At 46.5% G+C, this 18734-nt stretch carries 27 protein-coding genes; 8 read left to right on the forward strand and 19 right to left on the reverse strand.

What is annotated here, in order from left to right; translation table 11 throughout:
* Positions 1-30 precede the first annotated feature (30 nt).
* The 4 genes from KTG14_RS13615 to KTG14_RS13630 all read right to left on the reverse strand — a co-directional run bounded on the left by KTG14_RS13615 (position 31) and on the right by KTG14_RS13630 (position 1283).
* Positions 31-228, reverse strand: a complete 198-nt coding sequence (locus KTG14_RS13615; protein ID WP_216971438.1) for a hypothetical protein — start codon at positions 226-228, stop codon at positions 31-33.
* A 121-nt stretch (positions 229-349) separates the two neighbouring features.
* Complete coding sequence (locus KTG14_RS13620; protein WP_216971439.1) at positions 350-547, reverse strand: hypothetical protein; 198 nt, start codon at positions 545-547, stop codon at positions 350-352.
* 25 nt (positions 548-572) lie between these two features.
* Complete coding sequence (locus KTG14_RS13625; protein WP_216971440.1) at positions 573-842, reverse strand: hypothetical protein; 270 nt, start codon at positions 840-842, stop codon at positions 573-575.
* A gap of 27 nt (positions 843-869) precedes the next feature.
* Positions 870-1283 (reverse strand): DUF4181 domain-containing protein, encoded by a 414-nt coding sequence (locus KTG14_RS13630; protein WP_216971441.1) that lies wholly within the window; start codon positions 1281-1283, stop codon positions 870-872.
* Between the two features lie 151 nt (positions 1284-1434).
* Here KTG14_RS13630 and KTG14_RS13635 point away from each other — a divergent pair, with 151 nt between their 5' ends.
* Complete coding sequence (locus KTG14_RS13635) at positions 1435-1773, forward strand: hypothetical protein (RefSeq protein ID WP_216971442.1); 339 nt, start codon at positions 1435-1437, stop codon at positions 1771-1773.
* Between the two features lie 81 nt (positions 1774-1854).
* On the forward strand, positions 1855-2631 hold the full coding sequence (locus KTG14_RS13640; RefSeq protein ID WP_308462025.1) for a class I SAM-dependent DNA methyltransferase: 777 nt from the start codon (positions 1855-1857) through the stop codon (positions 2629-2631).
* Between the two features lie 62 nt (positions 2632-2693).
* On the opposite strand, the gene KTG14_RS13645 is transcribed toward KTG14_RS13640, so the two are convergent.
* Complete coding sequence (locus tag KTG14_RS13645) at positions 2694-3005, reverse strand: hypothetical protein (RefSeq protein ID WP_216971443.1); 312 nt, start codon at positions 3003-3005, stop codon at positions 2694-2696.
* A gap of 137 nt (positions 3006-3142) precedes the next feature.
* Entirely contained in the window at positions 3143-3964 is an 822-nt protein-coding gene (locus tag KTG14_RS13650; protein WP_216971444.1) for an SDR family oxidoreductase, read from the reverse strand.
* Between the two features lie 98 nt (positions 3965-4062).
* On the opposite strand from KTG14_RS13650, the gene KTG14_RS13655 reads away from it, so the two are divergent.
* On the forward strand, positions 4063-4578 hold the full coding sequence (locus tag KTG14_RS13655; protein ID WP_216971445.1) for a TetR/AcrR family transcriptional regulator: 516 nt from the start codon (positions 4063-4065) through the stop codon (positions 4576-4578).
* Positions 4579-4639: 61 nt separating this feature from the next.
* A complete protein-coding gene (locus KTG14_RS13660) occupies positions 4640-5035 on the forward strand; it encodes a hypothetical protein (RefSeq protein ID WP_216971446.1) in 396 nt (131 codons plus the stop codon).
* Between the two features lie 332 nt (positions 5036-5367).
* Here the strand turns inward: KTG14_RS13660 and KTG14_RS13665 are convergent, their stop codons facing one another.
* From KTG14_RS13665 to KTG14_RS13675, 3 genes are all read right to left on the reverse strand, one after another.
* The gene (locus KTG14_RS13665) at positions 5368-7362 is read right to left on the reverse strand and encodes an IS1182 family transposase (protein WP_254178175.1); all 1995 of its coding nucleotides are present in this window, start codon (positions 7360-7362) and stop codon (positions 5368-5370) included.
* 321 nt (positions 7363-7683) lie between these two features.
* The gene (locus tag KTG14_RS13670; RefSeq protein ID WP_216971447.1) at positions 7684-8613 is read right to left on the reverse strand and encodes an NAD(P)/FAD-dependent oxidoreductase; all 930 of its coding nucleotides are present in this window, start codon (positions 8611-8613) and stop codon (positions 7684-7686) included.
* Positions 8610-9026, reverse strand: a complete 417-nt coding sequence (locus tag KTG14_RS13675) for an Rrf2 family transcriptional regulator (protein ID WP_216971448.1) — start codon at positions 9024-9026, stop codon at positions 8610-8612. The genes KTG14_RS13670 and KTG14_RS13675 overlap by 4 nt, the downstream gene beginning before the upstream one ends.
* Positions 9027-9394: 368 nt before the next feature.
* On the opposite strand from KTG14_RS13675, the gene KTG14_RS13680 reads away from it, so the two are divergent.
* The 3 genes from KTG14_RS13680 to KTG14_RS13690 all read left to right on the forward strand — a co-directional run bounded on the left by KTG14_RS13680 (position 9395) and on the right by KTG14_RS13690 (position 10861).
* Positions 9395-9847, forward strand: a complete 453-nt coding sequence (locus KTG14_RS13680; RefSeq protein WP_216971449.1) for a hypothetical protein — start codon at positions 9395-9397, stop codon at positions 9845-9847.
* A 25-nt stretch (positions 9848-9872) separates the two neighbouring features.
* Positions 9873-10160: a hypothetical protein gene (locus KTG14_RS13685; RefSeq protein WP_216971450.1), complete on the forward strand. Its 288-nt coding sequence runs from the start codon at positions 9873-9875 to the stop codon at positions 10158-10160.
* A gap of 92 nt (positions 10161-10252) precedes the next feature.
* Positions 10253-10861, forward strand: a complete 609-nt coding sequence (locus tag KTG14_RS13690; RefSeq protein ID WP_216971451.1) for a type 1 glutamine amidotransferase family protein — start codon at positions 10253-10255, stop codon at positions 10859-10861.
* A 54-nt stretch (positions 10862-10915) separates the two neighbouring features.
* On the opposite strand, the gene ytvA is transcribed toward KTG14_RS13690, so the two are convergent.
* The 8 genes from ytvA to ccsB form a co-directional block, all read right to left on the reverse strand.
* Entirely contained in the window at positions 10916-11692 is a 777-nt protein-coding gene (gene ytvA, locus KTG14_RS13695; RefSeq protein ID WP_216971452.1) for a YtvA family blue-light photoreceptor, read from the reverse strand.
* Positions 11693-11770: 78 nt separating this feature from the next.
* Positions 11771-12163: a hypothetical protein gene (locus KTG14_RS13700; protein ID WP_216971453.1), complete on the reverse strand. Its 393-nt coding sequence runs from the start codon at positions 12161-12163 to the stop codon at positions 11771-11773.
* 188 nt (positions 12164-12351) lie between these two features.
* Positions 12352-12822, reverse strand: a complete 471-nt coding sequence (locus tag KTG14_RS13705) for a FixH family protein (protein ID WP_216971454.1) — start codon at positions 12820-12822, stop codon at positions 12352-12354.
* 14 nt (positions 12823-12836) lie between these two features.
* The gene (locus KTG14_RS13710; protein ID WP_216971455.1) at positions 12837-14216 is read right to left on the reverse strand and encodes a PepSY-associated TM helix domain-containing protein; all 1380 of its coding nucleotides are present in this window, start codon (positions 14214-14216) and stop codon (positions 12837-12839) included.
* A gap of 262 nt (positions 14217-14478) precedes the next feature.
* Positions 14479-14670 (reverse strand): hypothetical protein, encoded by a 192-nt coding sequence (locus tag KTG14_RS13715; protein ID WP_216971456.1) that lies wholly within the window; start codon positions 14668-14670, stop codon positions 14479-14481.
* 39 nt (positions 14671-14709) lie between these two features.
* Entirely contained in the window at positions 14710-15555 is an 846-nt protein-coding gene (locus KTG14_RS13720; protein WP_254178176.1) for an alpha/beta fold hydrolase, read from the reverse strand.
* A 27-nt stretch (positions 15556-15582) separates the two neighbouring features.
* Entirely contained in the window at positions 15583-15771 is a 189-nt protein-coding gene (locus KTG14_RS13725; RefSeq protein ID WP_216971458.1) for a hypothetical protein, read from the reverse strand.
* A 30-nt stretch (positions 15772-15801) separates the two neighbouring features.
* On the reverse strand, positions 15802-16998 hold the full coding sequence (gene ccsB, locus KTG14_RS13730; protein ID WP_302054952.1) for a c-type cytochrome biogenesis protein CcsB: 1197 nt from the start codon (positions 16996-16998) through the stop codon (positions 15802-15804).
* Positions 16999-17359: 361 nt separating this feature from the next.
* Here ccsB and KTG14_RS13735 point away from each other — a divergent pair, with 361 nt between their 5' ends.
* Complete coding sequence (locus tag KTG14_RS13735; RefSeq protein WP_216971459.1) at positions 17360-17815, forward strand: GNAT family N-acetyltransferase; 456 nt, start codon at positions 17360-17362, stop codon at positions 17813-17815.
* A gap of 48 nt (positions 17816-17863) precedes the next feature.
* Here KTG14_RS13735 and KTG14_RS13740 read toward each other — a convergent pair whose 3' ends face one another.
* Together KTG14_RS13740 and KTG14_RS13745 are read right to left on the reverse strand one after the other, a co-directional pair.
* Entirely contained in the window at positions 17864-18403 is a 540-nt protein-coding gene (locus tag KTG14_RS13740) for a GNAT family N-acetyltransferase (protein WP_216971460.1), read from the reverse strand.
* Between the two features lie 12 nt (positions 18404-18415).
* Positions 18416-18709 (reverse strand): hypothetical protein, encoded by a 294-nt coding sequence (locus tag KTG14_RS13745; RefSeq protein WP_216971461.1) that lies wholly within the window; start codon positions 18707-18709, stop codon positions 18416-18418.
* Positions 18710-18734: the final 25 nt, after the last annotated feature.

Consider the following 18734-nt stretch of genomic DNA (forward strand, 5'->3'; position numbering starts at 1 on the left):
GTCTAAAAGCTGAAATACCAAGATTCAAGCTTATTGTAGACTGTTCTTCCTGACGATCTTTAAAATTTCAGCAACTCCTACCGCTATTAAGCCATTTAATACGGCAAACACTGAATATAAAACAGATTGCCCGTTTTCGCCCTCAGATGCTACCGACATGACGATGGTAAAGACTCCCCCAAATATAATCAATATGCCAAACATATAGAGCATCGGTACCAGTTTCATCTCTATCCCCTTCCTTCTGTAGACAACATAATAAATTTGTTAAATAACATAATCGTTTGGTGTAAGTAACGTCAGTTTCATACAATTGGCTTTTATACGGGGAGACCGGAATACTACTGTTTTACCGATTCGTTTCACGAAAAAATTGTATAATCAAAAGCTTACTGATGTAATATATAGACCCTACGACTGCCACTGCAAATGCTAAAAAACTAATTGTCATCAACCAGCCGCCAACAGCTGTGTCTAAAGCATTGTTCAAGATAAGAGTCGCAACCGCAAAGATAAATGCTATAGTCCAAACTGCTTTTTCATTCATCTTATCCCTCCGATTTCATTATGTCTTAACGAGGAAACGCCAACCAATAAGCAAGTGGGAGAAAGATCAACGCAAAGACACCGAGACTGATCCATACATGCTTTTTCGGGATCCCCCACTTCTTTTCAAGCGAACGAACATGAATGGAGACCAACGAGTAGCCAATGAATCCAATCAAAAAGCTGAGCTGATCGTGGTGAATCGAGAGCGTCCGAACGAGATTCAGCCCAAACAACAACATGGCAACTTTACAAAGTGTTAGATGAAAATACTGCATTTTCTTTTCTTCTGTCATCTTTCCTTCCGCTCCTTTCAAACATTATCAGACTAGCGTTAAAAGGTTAAAGACATCGAAATATATTACAAAGGTGACTGCAGATGTCCAAACTACCAGCTCACTGAGCGTCAAAATAGCTAGTTTCGGCTGATTGGAGTGCTTCCACTCAAAATAGGCTCTGACAAAAGCGTCCGATGCCATTAAAACGACAAACAACATCAAGTAAAGCAAAACCGGAAATGCTTGAATAAATACTAAATAAATAGCGATGCTGCTCAAAAGCAGCCATAGCCTTCTGAGCCACTTATCAATCGCTCCATGCCGTTCATTGACGTAATCAGACGAAAAGAAATCTTTCTTTTCTTTTTCGATTTTCAATAGTTTCCTAAGAATGAAGTTCATTAGCAAGTTCAACAAGAAAATACCTAGAATAAGCAATCCGATTTCCAGCCAAAACATGGGCACACGTCCTTTTGCAAGAGTGATAATCGATTAAAAATAAATTTACTTTTTCCCCTCCCAAATCTAATGGTATATTATGTAAGAAGATGGAATATCTGATGTATTTTCGCGTTTACCACAAAAACTAAATTTACCTTGGAGGAAAACCATGTCTAAAAAGTTGATTGGCATTACGCTATCGACATTCGTGCTTATTGGAATGTTTTTTACCTTAACTGTCTTTTATCCCTACCAAGAACAAGCGAGCTCTGGGTTTCCTATACCTAAAAGTGCAGTGTTGATCAAGAACACCGATTCAGTTGCCGTCTATGATTGGCCAAAAGCTTCAGAAGAAAACGGAATTCCTTATTTCTATAAATTAGCCATTCAATCGAAAGGATGGACTTTAGCTGAACAAGAAGGCGCGTCCCAGTATTATGAAAAAGATGGCAGCCGAGTGGATTTGATCACTCAAACCGACCTCTTGACCTTACGCTTAGAAGAATAAAAGGTTGCCACAGTATCTTCACTGTTGTTTTTGCAATGTGCCATTTACATCTATTCGTGTTGAAATTGAGGAGGAACAATAGTGAGTAATTTGAGCAAGAACGTCTTTAACGGCAACTTTGAAAAATATGAAGACCCCGAATATTACGACCTGGAGTATCAAAATTATTTAAGCGATGTGCCGTTTCTTGCCGAATGGGCTGAAAAATCGATTGGCCCCATCCTGGATTTAGGCTGTGGCACAGGGCGAGTCACGATTCCTTTAGCTCAGCATGGACATCAATTAATTGGAGCGGACCTGCATGAAGGCATGCTGGAAAGAGCTAAAGAAAAAACACTCGATGCCAATCTACGAATCGACTGGGTTTTACAGGATTGTACGCAGCTTGCCTTGAACATTGAAGCCGCTCTTATTTATATGACAGGAAATTCTTTTCAGCATTTTCTCACCAACGAATCACAAAATCAGCTACTAAAATCTGTAAAAACTCATTTAAGCGATAATGGTGTCTTTATTTTCAATACACGGTTCCCTGTTTTAAGCGAACTTGCACAAGTCGAAGAATCAATTAGCACTTATACTGATAAACGCCATCGTAAGATCCGTGAGAAAAATACCGAAACCTACCATCCATTAACCCAGATTTTGCACTGTACATCAGTTCGGGAAATACTCGAAGGTTCCAACGAGAATTCCGTAGAACAAGACAGCATTTCCCTGCGCTATGTGTTCCCTCTCGAAATGGAGCGGCTGCTCACAGACAACGGATTTACTGTATTGGAATCATATAGCTCATGGGATAAAACTCCATTACACGCTTCCTGTAGTGAAATGATTTTTGTCTGTAAAAAGTGCTAGCTCTGTACAGTTGAGTTAGAGACCCTGGCAACTAAAAATTAAATCCCCCTGGTCCAAGTATGTTATTCAGCTTCCGGAGCTTTTTCTTTCTCCTTCGACGCTAATTTCCCGAGCAAGTCTTGCTTTTGGATAAACAAGATGACCAGCGCTTGAATGGACATGGCGATAATCACAAGGATAATATGCGACGTTTGATAGAAAATGTGAGCCAGCACGAAGAAAATCGGTGCTGTGGCCAAGTAGGAAATATACTGATTTTTAGTTGCGATATAGACGATGGTCGCTAAGCAGCTCGTGATGAAAAACAATTCGAGTAATAGCCTCATATAATCAAAAAAGCCAATCGAGTAAGCAAATTCGTCCCAAAATGTCATTTCTTTTCCTCCTTTGTTCAAATTTAAAGTCTTTCCATTGATGGTAACATTTATTGGAAAAATTGTTATTAATAATACCAAAAAATCTTCATACAAAAAACCCCCCTGTTTGCCAGCGAGGTTCGGTTACGTATGTATTAAAAGCGTTTCATCTTCTCGTGGGAAATCGCTGCTTTCATTCGCGGGTAATTGGCAATCGTGCCGCCGTCGATGCGCAAGTCGATGCCGGTAATATAGGATGCCGAATCACTCAACAGAAACTCGATCGCAGAGGCGATTTCTTCCGGTTCGGCTGTCCGCCGCAGCGGCGTGTGGTCGAGCATGGTTTGAATTTCTCCCGACGCATCCGGCACACTCATCAGGCCAGGCGATACCGAATTGAGCCGCGCGCCTTTTTCACCCCATGCCCAGGCCTGGTCTTCGACGATCAAGTGGACGGCGAGCTTTGACATGCTGTTGGCCGCGCCCGCATCTCCTTGCGTGAACTGGTCGAGTGTCTCAACCAGGTTAGCTGCGAGCTGTTGTTTCAAGGCGTCCATATACTGGCCGTTTTGCGGCACCATATAGGCGGTCATCGAGGACACCATGACGGCAGACGTCGTTTCATTCGCAAGCGGTAAAAACGCTTCGAGCACAAGGCTCATGCCAATGACATTATCGGCCATCGTGCGTTTGGAATCGTTTGCATTCGATAAGCCTGCTGCATGGACGAGCCCTCTCAAGGTCCCGAGTTCCAACGCTTTTTCCGCTAAGGTTCCGACCGCTCGTTTCGATGTCAGGTCGGACGTCTCGCAGTGGACGTCAGTCATGCCTTTTTGGAAAAGCTGTTGCTTTACTTGTTCGAGGCATTTTTCGCATGAATCCACCAACAGCAGCGTGCCTTTTGGGCCAATGCGCTGTGCCAATGCAATGGCCAGATCTTCTGAACCGCCTGTGATCACATAAACATCCTTCGTCATGAGCAATTCCCCCCGTTATCTACTATAATTAGCGTAAGCGTAATTCCCGTAAATAACACGAGACATTTACTACAATATTGTCTAATGGAGTGACATAAATGATAACAGCAAAACAAACCATCACCGAAACCTTCATCCACTTGCTTGCTGAACAGGATTTCGAGGAAGTATCGGTCAAGGACATCGTTGCCTATGCCGGCATTTCCCGCTCCACATTCTACCTGCACTTCACCGATAAATACGAGCTGATGGACGCGGTACGCGGCCAATTGAACGGACGTCTCTTGCAGATTTATGCCGAACCGTCAGATGCAGAAACCATCAATTTGAAGATCTGCCGACACATCTTCCGCTACCGTTCGTTTTACCGCCAGGAATTTTCCGATGCCGGGCGCATCCATGAACTTACGAGCCGCTTTGCCGACCAGCTCGAACATATTTTCGGCGATGAGGACCTCGCCGTCTTCGCAGGCTGGGGCACAATCGGCTATTTGGCGTCCTGGGTCAAGGGTGGCTTTACGATGGCGCCGCAGGAAGCGTCGGACAAGCTGATGAAAATCATTTTCGCCGATTGGACGGCGAATTTGGCGGATGCCCGGGAACGGAGCAGTTAAACTATTTTTCGCGGCGACGACAAGCTTGTAAGCTGACCCACAAAACGAAAGGACTGGTAGGATGAATTTGTATCGAACCTTAATCTTCGGAGCTTTAGCGCTTGTCACGCTTTGGCTTATCACTGATTTCTTTCCAGCCACATTGGAGGCGCTCGGCGTAAGCTCTTGGCTCATCCTGGCTGCACTCGCTTGCCTCGTCATTGCCATATTCATTACGCCGAATGGTGACAGCCCACCGCCAGAAAGAGGAAAGCATTCCAAATTGACCTTTAGCGCTATCGGATTGGGTTATCCAATTTTGCTGATGGCGCTGCTCAGCTTACTTGGCGGTGAGTCGAGCACAGGTTACTCGCTCGCCAGTACCCCTCTGTGGGTAACGTCGGCCGTATTTTTATGGTCGAGTTATTCCGATGACAAAAAAGCATACAAGAAAAAAATGCAAGAATCCAGAGAATAGAGCGAAACCCTCCAGTGCCGGCGGGTTCTTTTGCGTCACGGAATCTTCACACGGGCTAAGGGATTCAGTTCAATTCCTTTTATCTCGAGCTATCTTTGTTAGACTGAGGGGAAGGCCATTGTATGCCAATCATGAGAGGATTTTTATTATATGAAAACCTATTGGCTTATTATTGCTGTATTATTGCTGAACTTGTCTCTGTTATTGATCAACGATTATTTCCCGGGTACTCTCGCCGACCTCGGCATTCCGACGTGGATCTTGTTTGTGGTCATCGTCTTAATGGCCATATTCAGCTGGGCCACGGTTAAGCCGCGCCGCGAGAAAAAGCGCTATATGATCATCTTTCCCGCATTGATGGTCGGCGTGCCGTTATTGGTAATTGCTGTTTTGACAGCGCTCGGCGGCGAATCCCAGAACAGCATTTCGCTGACAAGCCCGGTCTTATGGATCGGTGCCGCGGCGGCTTTATGGATTTCCTGGATCGAGTATATGCGGGCATCCGAGAAAAAAGCAGAGAAAGCATAAAGTTTTGCATGAAAAAAAGGGGCTGTCCCATAAGCCCCTAAAATAAAACAGACGGAGAAAAAGAAATTCTTTTTCTCCGTCTGTTTTTCATTTATTGGTGAGGACACTGAAAGTAGCCGGCGCATGCTGGCTACTTTCAGGAGGTTGTGGGCCAATGCCACAATCCCGAACTCTGTATGCACTTTCTCTAAGCCCCGGAGGAGAAATCGGCGGAACGACCGATTGCCCTTGATATGACCGAACACACTTTCTACGTCAATTTTGCGTTGCGCGTAGATTTGTGTCTTCGTTTCATCTTCAAGGGCTGCTTTGGCCTTCGCTTTCATTTCTTCATAAATGGGATTCCATTGGACTTGCCGGTTGCCTTTTGCTTTCGTGCAGAGGGCTTTTAACGGACAACCCGAACAGTCTTCGCATTCATAGATTTTTAAGTTTTGTTCGTAACCAGAGGCATTCTTTTTATTCAGGTATTTTTTAAATGCGACACGCCGACCATTCGGACAGATGAAACAATCTTCTTCTTCCAGGTATGTCCAATTTTTCGCGTGTTTGATATTCTTCTTGTAACTCGCTGATTTTTCCTTCAGATACATTCCATATGGAATGAGAAAGTCGAAACGCGGCTCTTTTTCATCGCCCAACGCATACAGGTAATTCTCTTCACTGCCATATCCCGCATCGGCGATGATCGTCTCCGGCATAGGGAGGCTGGAAGCCGCTAGTTTCTCCAGATGCGGAATGAAACAGCGCGTGTCCGTTGGTCGCTGATGCACCGAATAATAAAGAATGAACTGATTTTCTGTGGCCATTTGTACGTTGTAAGCTGCTTTCAATTGACCATTTTTCATGTGATCATCTTTCATTCGCATAAAGGTCGCATCCGGGTCTGTTTTTGAAAAGCTGTTTCGATCACCGAAGATCTCGTGGTGCTGACTATATTTCTCCAGACGAGGAAGGAAATCTTCGCGAATCGCTTTGACCGGCTTTTTCCACTCACTGCGCTTGGACCGGAGTTGCTTTCGTTTTTCGGTATCCTCTTCCAGATCAATGGCTCCCGTGAATGCGTCAATCTGTTCTTCCATGGCTTCCGCCATTTCTTCCAGCTGTTCAGGCGTTGCTTCTTCTATCTGTTCGTTGATTGGAATCGCTTCAGTTGCGGCCAATTCATGGATATGCTGAATCGTTTCGGCAATCTTCACCTTCAATTTGCCTTCGAAATTCTGTGTCGCTTTTTTCCAGACGAATGAATACTTATTGGCATCAGCTTCAATTTTAGTGCCATCCAAAAAATAATGCTCCATAGTGATGTAGTTCTGTTCGATCAGCTGGTGAATCATCTGTTCGAAAAGCGAGTCCATCATCGCTTTTAAATGATCCGAACGGAATCGGTTAATCGTTCGGTGATCTGGTTGTTGGCCAGCTGCGAGCCACATGGACGGAATGTGTTCAGTAAGTGTTTCTTCAATACCTCGAGAAGAATAGATTTTCTTCGAATAAGCGTAGAGGATAACTTTGGTCATCATTTTTGGATGGAAAGAGCTTCTTCCACCGCCTTTGTAGTGCGCGAAAAACAACTCATCATCAATCAATTCCACCATTTCGTCGATGACCCGGGCGACATGGTTGGATGGCACAAGATCTTGTATATCAAAGATGGCAAATCCTTGTTGGTTGTTATAGGGAATGAACGTAGGGCTCGCTTTTTTGGGTAGCGGAACGCCAGTTCCTTCTTCCAGAGCGAGTGGAAATGTGGCTTGTTCAGTGTTATAATTTGAGGAAGTAATCTTCGGATTGCACATAAAAATCGTCCTTTCTCTAATGGTGGTGTGGTAACTCCCATTTTACAGAAATGGACGATTTTTTTGTATCCTTTTTTCTTTTTTAAACCGGATGATGGGAATGGAGACGGCGACTCCAGCGGGAACAGCGCGAGCCGAAGACCCTGGACTGAGCGAAGCGAGGGAAGCGGCTAAGGCCGTGCCCGCGGAAAGCGTCCGTCGAAATGGACATCAGCCTTTTCTTTAGAAGACGAAAAAGGGCTGCCCCTAAAAGTCACTTTTCATGACCTTTTGGGACAGCCCCCTTTTTTCATGCATTTTTCCGTCAGTTTTCGGCATAGTTCATTCGCCGAACCGTTCTTCCGTGAAAGCAGCGACAACACTGGTGGCGGCGAGACTGCCTTGTCCGGCCGCGATAATCAATTGCGCGGGCCCCATGGAAATATCGCCGCAGGCAAAGACACCTTCGACATTGGTGCGCTGCATCGGGTCGGTCTCCACCCCGCCGCGCTCATTAATATAACAGCCTAAATCTTTCGCGATGGATGTGGACTGGTGCCACTCGGCTGTAACAAATCCACCGGAGCGCTCGATCGTCGTGCCGTCTTCGAACGTGATGGCGCGCAGCTTGCCGTTTTCCCCGTCCAGCGAGCGGATCGGTTCTTCGTAAACGAGGACGCCGTGGTGCTCAAGCGTTTTCTGCTCAGTCGGCGTGATGTGTTTTTTGCCGTTGGTCGCAATGATCAAATTGTTCGTCCAATTAGAGACGACTTTTGCGAGATGGTCAGCTGCTTCATGTTCCGAAACAATGACCAGCGACTCGCCGCGCATTTCATAACCGTCGCAGAAGGGGCAGCTGAACAGGCTCGTGCCGTAAAACTCTTGCACGCGCGGAATGTCCGGCAAAGTTTCCGTGAATCCGGTTGCCAGAATCACTTTTCTCGCATGGAAGACTTCCCCGCCTTCCGTTTCGATGAGGAAAGATTTGGGTTCTTTCGTGACTGCAGCGACGCGGCTGTTGTTAATTTGAACATCGGGATAATGCGCGAGTTCTTGTTGCGCCAACTCTTTTAGCTCCTGGGGATTGATGCCGTCGCGTGTCAAAAACCCGTGCGATTCATGCGTCACGCGGTTTCTCGGCTGGTTGTCGTCGAACAGAATGGTCTTTTTCAACGAACGGCCGAGCACGAGCGCTGCATTGAGTCCCGCCGGCCCGCCACCGATAATCGCACAATCGAGTACTGCTTCCTGGTTTACCAATGAATCGTTCATTTCACATCGCCTCCTTGTTGTTGTCCTGCCTGTTCGGCAATATCCACTAAAAGCTGTTCCTGAAGTTCCTGTTTCATATTGGCTTCGGCGTCCCGCATGACTTTCTCGATCAGGCAGCCTTCGTGGCGATGGAGCGTGCAGTCGAATAAATGGCTCTCGCCTTCAATCGCCTGAATCACATCGAAAAACGAGATGTCCCGCTCGCCTCTCGCCAGCCGGTAGCCGCCTTTTGCGCCAGGTGTCGATTCAATCAAGTTGGCTTTTGTCAGTTTCGTCAAGATTTTCGACAAATAAGTCGGCGATAACTGCTGGGCTTTCGCCAGTTCCTGCACGCCGATTGACGCATCCCTAGGCAAGCGGATCAGCTGTACCATCGTATGCAAGGCGTAATTCGTGGCATTTGAATATTTCATCAGGCATCCTCCTTCACTTCTTTCACAGATATCAAAGACTCTTATTGTCTTTAATTAAAACCAATTTACTACTAGCACATGTTCCCGTCAACAAGGAATGCCTGGATTGTGTTATTTCCTGGGAAATGGAAAGTTTCAAAGAAAATGAAACCTGCGTCCATTAGTCTGGGTATAGTAATGACAAGAACCCACAAAAGGAGAGTTGTGCGATGAATGAAACCAGTTTGAATATAATAGACCTTTTAGTAACCGTTTTAGTTTACGGCCTGCCGATTTTCATAATTCTTTTCATTATTTATGTACTGCGCAAAAAGAAACAAGGCTGAGACTGAAATGCTTCCTATTTTACCGCAAACCGAGGTGAATACATGAAATTACCAGCAGGCATTAGCGGGTTTACTGACGCCACGTTCGGCGAACTTCCGAAAACCGATGGCACATTGTTTAAACAACTATGCTTCACTCTTTCTTTTTGTCCATCTACCCAACTCATTTCAATTGCTGAACCTGGACAATCTTCCAATTATCATCGCGCCGAAATGAACAGAGACGGACATGCTGTATTGATTCTTTTGAACGCTCATTTCCCTTATCTTGCTTTCACTTCCGGCGGCCAAGGTAAAAGCTTTGATTTTATCGACTATGCCTACTGGTCGGAGGTTTTTTCTCCCTTTTACCACGTACTCTCCGCAGTTGAATTGAACGTGCCGCTTGATAGCGAGCAGCTAAACGCGCTACAGTTAAACAAAGCCGAATGGAAACAAGCGGCTTATTGGAAACCGAAAACGACAGGCCAATTGATATTCAATCAATGGGACTGACAAAACGATAAGGAGTTTGGATATTATGGCTGCTTCACAAAACAACGATCCTGAAAAAAGCTTAAAAAATGTCATGACACTTTATGGCGCCGCCTTGTTCCTTGGGCTTGCGATCTCGATTTTCGCCCACCACATTGAAGACGTCAGCGGCTTTTTGACCTTCCTCGTGCCGGCAGCGGCGCTGTACTTTTTTGTCTTGTTCGCTTATTTCAAGGGAGGCACGTTCCGTAAAATCGCATACGGCATCATGGCAGTCATCGGCCTCATCAGCCTGTTTATGATCTTCTACTTGGAAATCACCGGCGGCCATTGATCGAGCAGCCACTTCCCGGCATCGAACGCTTATGACTGTGCTATAATTCGCTTAACAAATTTGAGAATATTCAAGCGAAAGGAATGAACAGCATGAACGAAAAAGTCCTTTTTGTGCTATTGGACGAATATGCGGACTGGGAAGCAGCGTCTTTGGCGGCGGCATTAAACGAAGAACCGGAAGGCGACGGCCGCAGATTCGATGTGAAGACGGTGTCGCTGACGAAAGATCCTATGAGATCAATTGGCGGCTTTACAGTCTTGCCGGATTATGGCATTGACGATGCCCCGGAGGAATTCGCCGGATTGATCTTGATCGGCGGCAATTCCTGGCGCAAAGATGGCAGCGAACGCGTCATGGAGCTGGTTGACAAAGCAATCAACCAGCAAGCCGTGCTCGGCGTCATTTGCGATGCCTCGGTATTTCTCGGAAAAAACGGCTTATTGAACGACGTGCCGCACACAAGCAATCATCTGGAAGACTTGCAGGAAACTTCAGGCGACCGCTACACGAACGGATCCCGCTATCTCCAGCAGCAAGCCGTGCGCAGCGGCCAGCTCATCACCGCGAACGGCTCCGCATTCCTCGAATTCGGGAAAGAAGTGCTCGAAGCGCTGAAGGCCGCACCGCAGCCGGAGATCGACGAATGGTACGGTTTTTTCAAGCAAGGCTATCACGATTACAGAAAATCACAACAGTAGAACGCAAAAACCCCCTTGTTCCAATGTGGAACAAGGGGGTTTTCTGTTTATCGGCTATTTCGCCTGCAAACGCTGGATGACTTGCTGCACCGTTGAAAACGTCAATAGGTTTTGATCGTCATCTTTAATATTGACGATTTCCATTGCCGTTTTGGGGCTGATGCCGGAAATATACAATTTACTGCCCATCAACCTCAGCACGTCTTGGATCATTAAGAGATTGGTGTAGAGGAAATTTTTCTCCCACAGCACGCCCGTGACATCGATGATGATATGTCGTGTGCGCGTGTCGCGGACAAAATGGCTCAATTTCGAAGTCAGGACGTCAAACCGCAAATTATTCATTTTCCCGACCAATGCCACCGCCCCGATATTGTCGTCAATCGGCAATATCGGCAGCATTTGCTCATTGATTTCCTGTTCTTTTTCGTTCAACTCCATTTGCTGATCGACTTCCTGGGTGATGTCCGTTTGCGTTCCGATGAAATACAAGTGGCCGTCCATGGTGACAGGTTCGATGTTCAGCCGGTTCCAAAACGTCGTGCCGTCTTTTCGGTAATTCTCCAGCGTGACGGTGATTTTCTCGCGCTTTTCGATTGCTTGCCGGATTTTTCCGATGGTGAAACGGTCGGTGTTGTCGCCTTGCAAAAAGCGGCAGTTTCGTCCGATGATCTCGTGTTCTGTATAACCTGTCAGTTGCGCGAAGGTTTCATTATAGTAGATGATCGGGTTGTCTTGTTGTTCGGGGTCTGTAACGACAGCTGCTACTCGGCTGCCGTTCAGCATAGCTTCCAATAACTCGCTTTTTATTTCAGTCTTTAAATGATTCATGTAAATTCTCTCCGATCTATAAGGGGTGATTTCTGTCACGGGCAAAGTCAACATTGCTTGAGTTGGATCGGAGGTGGATCAGGATTCGATTTCTTTCAGCGCTGCGGCCAGTCGCTGGGCAAAATGCCGAGGCGGCTCCAGCGATTCCATCGTGATTTCAACCAGGTTCTGATTCATGTGGATGCACTGGCGGAATGCAATCGGCAGCGGAATCGGGAATCTGCGCAAGGTGTCTTCAAAAGCCAACATTTCTTCCGGCAGGATGTATACACGGGCTTTGTTGACAGCGGCCCCGTCTTGCTGGAAATACTCAAAACTGATTTCCATATCCAGTTTGAAACTGAAAAAACTAGAGCCGAGGAAAATTTCCAGTTTCTTTGTTTTCGTGAAATGGAATTTTCCTTCACGGTATTCGCAGCGTGCTTTTAAGGTTCTTTTGACTTCATCAGCAATCAATAACTCTTCGTTCACTTATACCGTCCTTTCGTCCTGTTCCGCGGCTCCAAATTTTTTCTTTAATGTTCTATACCCGAAATTATTGCTTTTTTCCCATAGGCCGAAAATTTTTTCCGAGACTTTTGCACATATCTTTTTAGCATTTTTAGTTAAGTAGGGCTTTGGTGTGGTTACCGGAGAGATTTTTACTAAAGGAACCGTAGTTAATGATGATGCCCAGAGCTTCCTGCATCCGGCCCCGGTCCTTCTTTCAAGCTCTCGAGTTCGCTGTCGGACAGCTCCCCGACAATGAATTGGTAATGCGGATTGCTGATGGCATCTCCGCTTCCGGCATGCACTTCAAGGAAATAAAGTCCATCGCTCCTGAAATTTACTTCCATTTGATAAACGCCTTCTCCAACTTCTTGTGCCTCTTTCATTGGATACGGAATCGACCCGTCCTGTTTAAGGATTTCAAAATGAACAAAGTTCGCTTCTTTCACCGATTCTCCATTTTGCATCAATTTCGCTTCAAGCATCGCAGTTTCACCGGGAACAATTTCTTCCGGTACATCCATCAAGATCTGCAACGGTGCTTCCTGCTTATACAAATCCGCCGCATCGCTACGCACCGAACAAGCGCTTAACAACAAAATGGCGGCAGCGGCCACAAGCGGCCCATAAAATTTCTTCATTTCCGTTCCCCCCTTCATGCATTCAGCCATTTCTTCACTGCCGGCAGGCGCTGGATCACCAGTTTATCGAACAGCCAAACAATGACCATCGACAGTCCCGCAAGCGGGAACAACAAGCCGAGCACAATCATCAACAGTAAAAACGATTTTGTCTGGAACAACGGCGGCGCTTTCGGGGCGCCCATGCCTTTTTTCGGTTTGCGCTTCCACCACAGATAGACGCCACTGACGGCTACAAAGACAATGCCGAGGCAAATAAACAAGCTGATTAATTGATTGATCAGGCCGAATTGCGAACCTTTATGGAGCGTGATGCCCCACGCGACGACTTTGCCGATGACACCGTAATTGTCATAGCGGTAATCCGCCAGTACCGCGCCAGAATATTGATCGATGTGCATCGTTGCCTCATCCTGCGCTTTTGGCGGGAACACGGATAGCGTATAGACGCCCTCCGGTTCTTGCGGGATGAACACCGAGTAGGCCGGATGAATGCCTTCCTGATCGGCAATTTCGACTACTTTATCGAGCGACAGCGGGACCAGCCCTTGCACCGAGGACAGCGGCACGTCCAAGGTTTCCGCGGCCCACGGTACTTCTGCAATATCCTGCGTTTCGACGTCCGATTTCGGCGCGTCGCCGACCCACACAGACGGTGGATAACCTTCTCCTGTGTTGGTCACCATCGCTTGGAAGTTGGTGCCCCAAAAGCCCGACCACGGAAGCCCGGTCATGATCAAAAACAATAATCCGGCAGACAGCCAAAACGCCGGCACTGCGTGGAGGTCTCTTCTGCGAATTTTCGGCCCTTGGCGAAGGCGCGGGAACAACACGCCGCCCGCGCCGTTCATCTTTTTCGGGAACCACAAGAACAAACCAGTAACAATGAGCACGACCGCCCAGCTCGCGGCCAGTTCAACGATGCGGTCACCGAGCGTCCCGGCCATCAGCTCGCCGTGGATTTCTTCGATTTTGTCCATGATGCGGTCATCGTTGTTCAATTCACCGAGCGATAAGCCGGTGTACGGATCGATGAATACTGTCATCGACATGCCATCCGCTTCAACTTTCACTTCGCTTGAACGCGATTCATTTTCACCGGGGCGATAAGCCGTGACGATGCCTTCCGGATACAGCCGGTTCACTTCCGACAGCTGCTCCGAAATCGCCACCCGCTCTTCTTGCGCTTGAACTTCATAGTAATCCGCATACAGCACATTCTCAATTTCCGCTTTGAACAAATACACCGAACCGGTGATCGCAAGCAGCACCAATAGCGGCGCAAACACAACTCCCGCGTACAGGTGCCAGCGCCAGACAGATTTATAAAACTGCCCGCCTTTTGCTTGTTTCGTTTTTATAGCTGCCGATTTGTTTCGTTCCTCATTTCCCATCTGTTCCGCCTCTTTCTCATGCATCCTGTTTTATGTATTTTTCGACTCTATTCAGTAAACGCCTAAAATCGGATTTTAGATTAAAGCCCAGCAAAAATCATGGAATGTCGCATCAACAAAAAGGGAGATGCGCCTTCACTCAGCGCATCCCCCTTCTTCAGTGCTTCCTCCATTACCCACGATTCATACAACGGCGTGCCCGTTATTCTGCTTTAACCGTATTATATACCGAAACGCTGCGATGTTTCCTCTGCCAGGCATTTCAGGAGTCCGGTTCATCTTCCTCTCCTTTTTGTACAATCCATTGAATCATTCCAATGAATAAAATAAAGAGAGCTATCGCGACAGCTAGTTTTGCCACTGGATCCGGCAGCACAGCTCTCAGGTCAAAGAAGATATGCCCCCAGGTGGTGAAGACTGACAGTATCATTGCCACCAAAAACGTGCGCTTCATTCTACCCCTCCCGCTAATGATCTCTACTATTCCTTTTACTTAAGTTAATCCGTCTATATAACCCTTATACACTTGCTGGAATTGTGGCTTCTCCTCCAGGAATGGATAGTGATTGCTGTTTTCGAAGATCGCCAGCTGCGCTCCCGGAATCAGCTCAGCCATCTCTTGTGAATACAGGAGCGGGCACTGCACATCGTGACGCCCGCACATGATCAAGCTAGGTGTTGTGATTAAATGTAGTTTGCGGGTCAGATCAAATAGCTGCAGTTCACGGTTAAAGAAATTCATCCGGATAGCCGACAGCTTTTTAGTTATCGGACTTGAGAAATATGCTTCGTAATTATTTGGATGAGATAAAGACAGCTTGGTCCTTTCGATTTTCCATTCCTTCTTCTGTTGTTCGGCGGTATCGGGGCTTTTCAAGTTTTCAATCAGCTCCTGCATTCGTAAAAATAGAGGGTGTTCCGAATTGTAGATGCAGTCTTTTGAAAACGTCATATACTCTCGCGCCGCTGCTCCAGTAATGACCAGGAACCGGAGATGCGCTGAGAAATGGATTCCGTAAACGACAGCGAACATGCCGCCAGTTGAATGTCCCGCAAATCCCCATTGCCCAAAACCTAAAGCTGTGCGTATCGCTTCAAGGTCAAAGACACTTTCGAGCATGCTCAGCTCATACGGATGCTGTGCTTTCTCGGAATTTCCTGCCTCGCGCAGATTAACCAGATAGACACGATTTGTTTCGGTGAATGCTTCAGCAAAATAATCTCCGGTCTCGTTGAATTCTGAATAAAGATGCGTCACGCACAATGGCTCGCCGATGCCTTTGGCGAACACTTCAAACTCGCCTCGTGAAGTTGAGACCATCATTCGCTCCCAGTTCATCTCCATTCTCCTTTCTCATCTAAAACTTCAAGCGGCTCTTTCTATTTTTCTTTTCTTCAGATACGTATAAAGGGCGTGGATGCCGACCGCCAAAAGAACGCTTGCCGCTGCCGCATGATAACCTGATTTAATTGTTTGGCTAAGTGATGAAGCGCTGACTGCGGACGAGCCCAGTACGCTTGCTAGGACGATGACGAGAATGATTCGGTCTTTCATAGATGCCCCTCCCCGATCGAAATTAAATAATCATGCATATGAATGCAAGCCTGAAATGACTAAGTTCACGAAGACTTGATTAAAAATAATGGTACCGAAGCCGATAATTGCAAGCCACGCCGTCTTTTCGCCCGTCCACTCTTTGCCGATCCGCAGGTGAAGAAATGCAGCATAGAAGAGGAAGGTAATGAGCGCCCAGACTTCTTTCGGGTCCCATCCCCAAAACCGGCTCCACGCAATTTGCGCCCAAATCATGGCGAAAAACAAGCCGCCCAGCGCAAATAACGGAAAACCAATAACGACTGAACGATAGGAGATCTCGTCCATCAAAGTTAAATCCACTTTGTTCGTGAAAGGCTGAAGCAATTGCGAAATTTTCTTGCGCGCAATCAAGCGAATCACTACATACAAGACTGTCCCGATAACAAAGGACCACAGTACCGAATTGAGCTTGGCTGTCTCAACGTTATTAGGAATCTCTACAAACCCTGCGTAATGAGAGGCCGGTTCATAATTTTCGGCAGTTCCAGAAACGGCTTGCGCCTCATTCGGTACCACAATGGCTGGCAGGGCATACTCATATACCTGGCTCTGGCCTTCTTGATTTTCAAATTGATAACTGGCGCTGTAGCCGGCAATTCCGAACGCGGATGTCACGAGAATGAAACCAACAACCACTACTAAGAAATACAGTACCATTTCCAAGAAGAATCCACTTTTGCTCTTGTTCGATGTATCTACCTTCTTCAATAAATAGATCAATCCCGTTACAAACGACACGGATAACACGGCACTTGCAGTAGCCACCGTAATGACATGGATGGTGAGCCAGTGGCTTTGAAGCGCTGGAATTAGCGGCGATACTTCATTGGCGAACATGCTGGCATAGGCAATGATCAATATCGCAACCGGCAGCAAAAACAAGCCCACAACCGGTTGACGGTAAATATAGAAAAACCCTAAAAAGCTCCCAATCAGCATAATGCCGAAGAATGTCAGAAATTCATTTAAATTACTGACTGGCGCATGGCCTGCCGCTACCCAGCGCAAAATAAAATAACCAAGCTGCGCGGCAAACCCTATAATCGTTAAGCCCATCGCAATCTTCACGGCCGACTGCTTTTTCGATTTTACAGCCACTCCAAATGGGATGATTGCGATTAAAAATATAATAAATGAGAAGAACAAGAATGAACTGCTTAATGAAACCAACGCTTCCGTAGACATATAGGCATTCCTCCAAATTGAATAATATCATTCGAATATTTATTCCAATAATACCATTTTTTTCAACCTGCATAAGCGACTATTATGTGTCTATTGCTCCTCATCATTTTTAGTGAGCAAACCGAAACTTGCCGAAAGACCTTTAATGCGTATTTCAAGTTTCTTTTCCAAAACTACTGATATCCATACGCGAAGACATGATATAGTCAAAAGGTCCGCTGCAAAAGCCGGACAGCCATTACGAGTTTAGGAGGCGTTCATTATGACAAACACAACTATCTTCATTATCCATGACTGCAAGGGGATAGCGCCGAATAGACCTGGCTCGTTCGCGTTCCCCTAAATTCGAAAGGGGAAAACTATGGAATTGACAAATGTAAGCATTACTAAAGTAAACGCTGATAACTGGTACGCCTGCTGTGAACTGGAAGTGGCAGATGAGCAGCAAAGTTATATGGAACCAAATGCGGTGTCCATTGCCCAATCGAAGTTCGAACCGAGCCTGCGCCTATATGTAATTTGTGCAGACGGGCAAACTGTTGGATTTTTGATGTTCAACTCAGTTGCTGAAGAATTGGACGGCTATTGGATCTACCGCATCATGGTCGATCAAGCTTTCCAAGGACAAGGGATCGGGAAAGCTGCTACGACATTAATGCTCACGGAAATGGCTGATGCCTACGGTGCAAAAAAAGTGATCGTTGGCTATCATCCTGAAAATGCCGGAGCCCATCACCTGTATAAAAGCTTAGGCTTTGAAGATCAGGGGCACCGCTTCGGTAAAGAAATGGCTGTAGTGAAACAACTCACTGATTAACATCACGCAAAAGAGGCCGGACTGGGGAATCCCAGTCCGGCCTCTTCTTTATGGATTCTGTATTTTATACAAAACATGCTTTCTTAACGGACTGCCTTCTGGAACGCGCGGATGCTCGAATTCCCCTGCTTTCTCCATGGCGATCCGCTTCATGACGGTTACAGACGGTGTGTTAATCGTTGAAGTAAACGAGTAGATTTCTTTTTTGCCAAGCTCTTCGAACGCATATGTTAGGCAAGCTTTAGCCCCTTCTGTCGCATAGCCTTTTTTCCAAAACTGCTGGTCCAAGCGCCAGCCGATTTCGGTTGCGCCTTCAATTCCGATATCGAAATTGACATCCAATAATCCGATAAAGCCGATAAAAGCCCTGTCTTCTTTTCGCTCGACTGCCCAAAGCCCGTAGCCTTTCTCCTCAAAATGCGTTTCGATGCGGTCAATCAAAGCATCCGATTCGGCACGGCTCAAGGTTTTCGGAAAGAACTCCATTACGTCAGGGTTTGCATTCAATGCCGCGAACGGTGTGCGGTCAGACGCTTTCCAACGCCTGAATCCGAGACGTTCGGATTCGAATAGATAACCGTTCTGCATCTAATCTTCCTTTCATGCTTCTTTGTCGCTTGGCTTTTTTTCATCTTCCACTAAAAAGTATTTTTCCCGCCATTCCCGATCTGTCGCCCTGAACAAAAACCCCAGTCCTGAAAAAAATAAAGTCGAACTTAAGATGATTGGGAAAATTCCCACTTCCCACAATGCCGTTAAATATAGGCCGTATTCGTAGTATCCCCCCGCACTCATGCCCATATTCAGGGAATACACTGCCGCCGCGACCAAAGTGAAGCCAAACAATACAATGCCTGTAATAACACCAATTCCACCTGCAATCAATTCTCTCATTATTTAACCTCCTATTTAGCTATAA

The organism is Planococcus sp. CP5-4_YE (assembly GCF_019042655.1).
Taxonomy (GTDB): domain Bacteria; phylum Bacillota; class Bacilli; order Bacillales_A; family Planococcaceae; genus Planococcus.

Coding starts and splice junctions, on each gene's coding strand:
- KTG14_RS13615 (WP_216971438.1), bottom strand. CDS start 228: ATGAAACTGGTACCGATGCTCTATATGTTTGGCATATTGATTATATTT.
- KTG14_RS13620 (WP_216971439.1), bottom strand. CDS start 547: ATGAATGAAAAAGCAGTTTGGACTATAGCATTTATCTTTGCGGTTGCG.
- KTG14_RS13625 (WP_216971440.1), bottom strand. CDS start 842: ATGACAGAAGAAAAGAAAATGCAGTATTTTCATCTAACACTTTGTAAA.
- KTG14_RS13630 (WP_216971441.1), bottom strand. CDS start 1,283: ATGTTTTGGCTGGAAATCGGATTGCTTATTCTAGGTATTTTCTTGTTG.
- KTG14_RS13635 (WP_216971442.1), top strand. CDS start 1,435: ATGTCTAAAAAGTTGATTGGCATTACGCTATCGACATTCGTGCTTATT.
- KTG14_RS13645 (WP_216971443.1), bottom strand. CDS start 3,005: ATGACATTTTGGGACGAATTTGCTTACTCGATTGGCTTTTTTGATTAT.
- KTG14_RS13650 (WP_216971444.1), bottom strand. CDS start 3,964: ATGACGAAGGATGTTTATGTGATCACAGGCGGTTCAGAAGATCTGGCC.
- KTG14_RS13655 (WP_216971445.1), top strand. CDS start 4,063: ATGATAACAGCAAAACAAACCATCACCGAAACCTTCATCCACTTGCTT.
- KTG14_RS13660 (WP_216971446.1), top strand. CDS start 4,640: ATGAATTTGTATCGAACCTTAATCTTCGGAGCTTTAGCGCTTGTCACG.
- KTG14_RS13665 (WP_254178175.1), bottom strand. CDS start 7,362: ATGTGCAATCCGAAGATTACTTCCTCAAATTATAACACTGAACAAGCC.
- KTG14_RS13670 (WP_216971447.1), bottom strand. CDS start 8,613: ATGAACGATTCATTGGTAAACCAGGAAGCAGTACTCGATTGTGCGATT.
- KTG14_RS13675 (WP_216971448.1), bottom strand. CDS start 9,026: ATGAAATATTCAAATGCCACGAATTACGCCTTGCATACGATGGTACAG.
- KTG14_RS13680 (WP_216971449.1), top strand. CDS start 9,395: ATGAAATTACCAGCAGGCATTAGCGGGTTTACTGACGCCACGTTCGGC.
- KTG14_RS13685 (WP_216971450.1), top strand. CDS start 9,873: ATGGCTGCTTCACAAAACAACGATCCTGAAAAAAGCTTAAAAAATGTC.
- KTG14_RS13690 (WP_216971451.1), top strand. CDS start 10,253: ATGAACGAAAAAGTCCTTTTTGTGCTATTGGACGAATATGCGGACTGG.
- ytvA (WP_216971452.1), bottom strand. CDS start 11,692: ATGAATCATTTAAAGACTGAAATAAAAAGCGAGTTATTGGAAGCTATG.
- KTG14_RS13705 (WP_216971454.1), bottom strand. CDS start 12,822: ATGAAGAAATTTTATGGGCCGCTTGTGGCCGCTGCCGCCATTTTGTTG.
- KTG14_RS13710 (WP_216971455.1), bottom strand. CDS start 14,216: ATGGGAAATGAGGAACGAAACAAATCGGCAGCTATAAAAACGAAACAA.
- KTG14_RS13715 (WP_216971456.1), bottom strand. CDS start 14,670: ATGAAGCGCACGTTTTTGGTGGCAATGATACTGTCAGTCTTCACCACC.
- KTG14_RS13720 (WP_254178176.1), bottom strand. CDS start 15,555: ATGAACTGGGAGCGAATGATGGTCTCAACTTCACGAGGCGAGTTTGAA.
- KTG14_RS13725 (WP_216971458.1), bottom strand. CDS start 15,771: ATGAAAGACCGAATCATTCTCGTCATCGTCCTAGCAAGCGTACTGGGC.
- ccsB (WP_302054952.1), bottom strand. CDS start 16,998: ATGTCTACGGAAGCGTTGGTTTCATTAAGCAGTTCATTCTTGTTCTTC.
- KTG14_RS13735 (WP_216971459.1), top strand. CDS start 17,360: ATGGAATTGACAAATGTAAGCATTACTAAAGTAAACGCTGATAACTGG.
- KTG14_RS13740 (WP_216971460.1), bottom strand. CDS start 18,403: ATGCAGAACGGTTATCTATTCGAATCCGAACGTCTCGGATTCAGGCGT.
- KTG14_RS13745 (WP_216971461.1), bottom strand. CDS start 18,709: ATGAGAGAATTGATTGCAGGTGGAATTGGTGTTATTACAGGCATTGTA.